The sequence below is a fragment of the Mycobacterium sp. genome (genome assembly GCF_032162105.1).
Lineage (GTDB): Bacteria > Actinomycetota > Actinomycetes > Mycobacteriales > Mycobacteriaceae > Mycobacterium.
In genome coordinates, this window is record NZ_JAVRPS010000181.1 from 1 (window position 1) to 4589 (window position 4589).

Below are 4589 nucleotides of genomic sequence, written 5' to 3' on the forward strand. Positions count from 1 at the left end.
GCGTGGACGACGTTCATGCAGAAGTGGATCGACTACACGACCGCATCGATCCAGGAGGAGCGGGACAAGGGCGCCGCACCGGACGGCATTCCGGCGCAGGACCTGGCCATCTCCCTGAACCTGATGAATGAGCGGACCATGTTCGCCACCTTCGCCGGCGAAACGTCGTCGGTTCCGTACGACCGGATCGTCGACACCCTCGCCCACGTCTGGGTCAGCAGCATTTACGGCAACGGCCGCTGATTCGTCGTACCGGGATGCGAACATGTGTTCGTGTCCGGCCGGCAGGAGCGAAGCGCTTCCACGATCCTGCACGCTGACCTCGATTCGTTCTACGCATCGGTCGAGCAGCGCGACGACCCCTCCCTGCGCAACCGACCGGTGATCGTCGGCGGTGGCGTCGTGCTCGCGGCCAGCTACGAGGCCAAGGCCTACGGCGTGCGCACCGCGATGGGCGGCCGCCAGGCGCGGCAATTGTGTCCGCACGCCCTCATCGTGCCGCCGCGGATGTCGGCGTACTCGCAGGCCAGCGCCGCGGTGTTCGAGGTGTTCCGCGACACCACTCCCCTGGTCGAACCGGTGTCGGTCGACGAGGCCTTCCTCGACGTCGGCGGGCTGGCCAGGGTCTCGGGCACCCCCGTGCAGATCGCGGCGCAACTGCGGTCGGACGTCCGCGACCGCGTCGGCCTGCCCATCACCGTGGGGATCGCGCGCACCAAGTTCCTTGCCAAGGTCGCCAGCCAGGAGGCCAAGCCCGACGGGCTGCTGCTGGTGCCGCCCGATCGCGAGTTGGCCTTCCTGCATCCACTGCCGGTGCGCCGGCTGTGGGGCGTCGGCGCCAAGACCGCCGACAAGCTGCACGCCCACGGCATCCACACCGTCGCCGACGTCGCCGAACTCAGCGAAGCGATGCTGGACTCGATGGTCGGCGGCGGCATGGGTCATCAACTGTTCGCGCTGTCGCACAACGTCGACCGACGGCGGGTGGTCACGGGCGTGCGACGGCGCTCGGTCGGTGCGCAACGGGCACTGGGCCGTACCGGAAACACCATGTCCGACATCGAGATCGACGCGGTCGTGATCAATCTCGTCGACCGCATCACCCGCCGGATGCGCAAGGCGGGCCGCACCGGGCGGACGGTGGTGCTGCGGTTGCGGTTCGACGACTTCGGCCGGGCGACGCGCTCACGCACCATGCCCCGGGCGACGGCGTCGACGGACGCCATCCTCGCAACAGCGCGAGACCTGGTCGCCGCGGCGCGCCCGCTGATCGCCGAGCGGGGCCTGACCCTGGTGGGTTTCGCGGTGTCCAACATCGACAGGGACGGCGCCCAGCAGTTGGAGTTGCCCTTCGACGCCGTCGCGGACGTGGTGGCGCTGGACGCGGCCATGGACGAGGTGCGGCAGCGCTTCGGCAACGGCTCGGTCATGCGCGGCGTTCTGCTCGGCCGGGACCCTGGCCTGGAGATGCCCATGCTGCCGGATTGATCGCCGGCCCGGGTGGCGGCTCTGCGATGGACCGAATTACCGTCCGATACCGCCGAGGAGCGCTGTTAGGCTTTTTGGCGGCATGCGAGGGGGCGCCGCCCATGGGTTTTTTCTAGATGACCTGGGAAGTGTGCTGGGCGCAGTCGAGACCGCCACCCCGATCGACATCATTACCGGCATCAAGGGCGCAGTAACCGACGCGCCCAGTCTGGTGAACGACGTCGCCCACGGCGACTTCGGACAGGCCTTCGTCGACGGCCGCAAGGTCCTCGGCGACGGCAAGGACATCGCCCTGGGCCTGAGTAGCCTCGGCGCGAACTTGGGGCCAATCCCAAGCTTTCTCGAGAACAACACCGCAACGAAGTTCACCGAATCCAAGGTGCTGGCTGCCGCGCAACTGGCGATCGAGGGCATGAAGAAGACCACGGGCTCCGGAACTCCGTGCACCGGGCAGGAGTTCCGAGGTTCGAGCGAGCACCTGGAAGACGTCGTCAACACCCTCATCGATGCGGCGCCCCACGATGATCGCTGGGATGGCACCGCTTCGCAGGTTTACAACGCGACGAATGCATCGCACAGACGGCTCGCCTCGGACGTGCAGGCCGCGGACGTCGAGATCGCCGGCCACATCGATACCGAGGCCGGTCAGGTCACCCGCACCCGAAACACGCTCGACGAGTCGTCGGACTCACTCACCAAGTGCGACTTGGCGACGATGTGGATGAATGCGACTCCGCCCACTCGCGCCCTCAAGTTTGCACTCGACTGCGCCGCCGCGGCAGGAGCATTGGACGTGTCCGGGGCCACGATGGCGGTCCTGGTCAAGAATTCTCTCGAGAACGCGACGCGCATTCGCGGCTCTGCGAAGCGCTACGAGGACGCGGCGAGAGACACGTCTGGCAACCCCTTGGACCCCTGTGTCGGCGAGGTCTTCTCCGTACCCGACCAACAGCACGAACTTCCCCGTCCCAACCCTGAGACGCCGCTACCCGACCCGGGCGAACCCACCCAGCCAAAGCGGTCGTTGCCAGGCACGCAATACACCGTGCCAGGACCCGAGGAACCGCCCGTCCAAGCACCCGCCACCCCATACGGAGCGCCAGCCCCAGCCGCTCCCCGCTGACGACGAACGGAACCTCGTGTCCACTGATCAAGAGAAGAACCTGAAGGTCCTGGCCGACCACATTCTACATCTGGCAGCCAAACAGCAGGAAGCGGTCAATCAGATCACCGGTGCCAACCGGTCGATCGTTGACCCAGCGCGCAACGTTCTTGACACACATGGATTGGTCTGTGGAGCAACCAATCTCGCCGTATCTGCGGCGGAGGAAGCACGCCGGGCGGCTGGAGGCGCACTCTTAAAGGTGTCGACGGAGCTGGGTGAGAAACTCAATGCTGCTGCCGCACGGTACGACCACCGACGCCGCCGGAGCCAATGACATCAACGCGTGCGAGGCCTGAATGAGTGGCAACTGGTCCGAAGATTCGTGGGACGACGACGAGGACGACCACGACACCGGTGAGTCGATGCTGTCCGCGCTCGACTTCTCCCCGCCGGTCGCCGCCGACTACGTCGACGTCGGCCTGGACGCGACAATGGCAGACGATGAGGAACGTGGGCCCCAAACAATGTTCTTCACTGTGACCAATCCACCGGGCACGGTCTCGGCAACTGCACTGATGGACGGCCGACCCATCCAGGTCACGCTGGAACCCCAAGTGTGCAATATGACTGAAAGCGAACTGGCCGAAGAGATTTCACTGATCGCGCGGCTCGCCAGCCAAAACGCCCGCGCCGGTCAACACCTGCTCGCCTCGGGAATGCTTCAACAGTTGGGGGAAGATCCCGTGAGCGCGCGTAGCTACGTGGAGTATGAGCTGGGACTCCCCTCCCCGGAGACGGTCCTCGCCGATAAGGCGCAGATCTTCGGCACCCGGTACGCACACGAGGACTGACCCCTTTGATCGAACAAGCGCAGCGTCGGCGGCGACGTCGCTGGCCGCTCATCGTCGCCGCACTCATCGTTGTCGTTATCGTAGCGATCGTCGGCGCCGTCGGATGGTGGTCCACCGGAGGTGCCGAGCACTGGGCACGCTCCAGGTGGCAGCCGCCGAAGGAAGCGCTGCTGTCGTCCATGCGGGTACACCCCGTTTCAGGCTGGAACACGAGCGCCGCCGACTTGGGACTGCCCGCTGGCTCCACGATTGCCAAGAGTCACCAGAACTCTGGCGTCCCTGGCCCCCTCATCGAAACCCCGGACCACAGCGCCGTCCTCCTTGCCAGCAGCCCCGGCCCAACCGCACCGCAGTGGTGGTTGGCGGGTGTCAACTTCGCCGATGGGCACGTGCTGTTTCGACCGGTGGCGCTCAATGTTGCAGCCATCGCACCAAGCTGCTTTGCGAACGGCCCCTCCGTCTTGTGCATTTCGGACGATGGGCAAGCCGCCACCGCATGGGTCATCGAGGCGCAGACCGGCCACGTCTCCTACAGCGGGCCGACCGAGCTACGCCTGCATGCATCGAAGTTGCAAGCCGCTCAGGTGGGTGGATACATCGTTGCCGCAACCGATGGGCAAGGCATCTATGGCGTGGGACCCAATGCCGAGACGACGTGGTTCGCGCCCGGCATTGGGAAGGTCTTCAAAAAGGGCGGCGATGTCGTCGTCCAGGGATCAGCCAAGGGTTCGTACGCGATCAATCTGATTTCGGTCAAAGACGGTAAAACCATCACGCCAACACTTCCCGACAACACACATTTGGAGGACGTGAACTTCTTCGAGGACGGCTTCGCAGCCATCGTCGTCGTCGGCAAGGAACGACCGGCCGCCCAGTTCTTCGACGACGCAGAAGAACCCACCAACGAAAAGCGCGTCCCCGGCCTGCTGGGGGGCACGACCGGGAACCTGACGGCAGTGCTGGAAGACCGTAAACACATCGGCATATACGGCCCCAACGGCGACAAGCTCCTCGACCTCGGCGGTGAGCGACCCAACGGAATGCAGCTCATCGGCACCACACTTTGGGTCGGTGAGACCAGCGGTGCCGACGGAGCCCACTTCCAGCCCTACGATCTTCGGACCGGCGACAAGGGTAAGTCGTGC

At 65.5% G+C, this 4589-nt stretch carries 5 protein-coding genes and 1 pseudogene; all 6 read left to right on the top strand.

The window, feature by feature from the left end:
* Nucleotides 1-243 (top strand): annotated as a pseudogene (locus QOC69_RS09460) (TetR/AcrR family transcriptional regulator); the annotation flags it as partial.
* 30 nt (nt 244-273) lie between these two features.
* Complete coding sequence (gene dinB, locus QOC69_RS09465) at nt 274-1488, top strand: DNA polymerase IV (protein WP_526438697.1); 1215 nt, start codon at nt 274-276, stop codon at nt 1486-1488.
* Nucleotides 1489-1618: 130 nt separating this feature from the next.
* Complete coding sequence (locus tag QOC69_RS09470; protein ID WP_526438699.1) at nt 1619-2611, top strand: EspA/EspE family type VII secretion system effector; 993 nt, start codon at nt 1619-1621, stop codon at nt 2609-2611.
* Nucleotides 2612-2627: 16 nt separating this feature from the next.
* Nucleotides 2628-2927: a type VII secretion target gene (locus QOC69_RS09475; RefSeq protein WP_526438701.1), complete on the top strand. Its 300-nt coding sequence runs from the start codon at nt 2628-2630 to the stop codon at nt 2925-2927.
* A gap of 22 nt (nt 2928-2949) precedes the next feature.
* Nucleotides 2950-3444 carry a YbaB/EbfC family DNA-binding protein gene (locus QOC69_RS09480; protein WP_526438703.1) on the top strand — a complete coding sequence of 165 codons (495 nt, stop codon included), beginning with the start codon at nt 2950-2952 and terminating at the stop codon, nt 3442-3444.
* A gap of 5 nt (nt 3445-3449) precedes the next feature.
* Nucleotides 3450-4589: 9-bladed beta-propeller domain-containing protein (locus tag QOC69_RS09485; RefSeq protein ID WP_526438705.1), on the top strand; the 1140-nt coding region annotated here is incomplete at its 3' end.

Excerpts from the sequence above, each read along its gene's own strand:
- QOC69_RS09480 (WP_526438703.1), top strand. The coding sequence starts at position 2,950 with ATGAGTGGCAACTGGTCCGAAGATTCGTGGGACGACGACGAGGACGAC.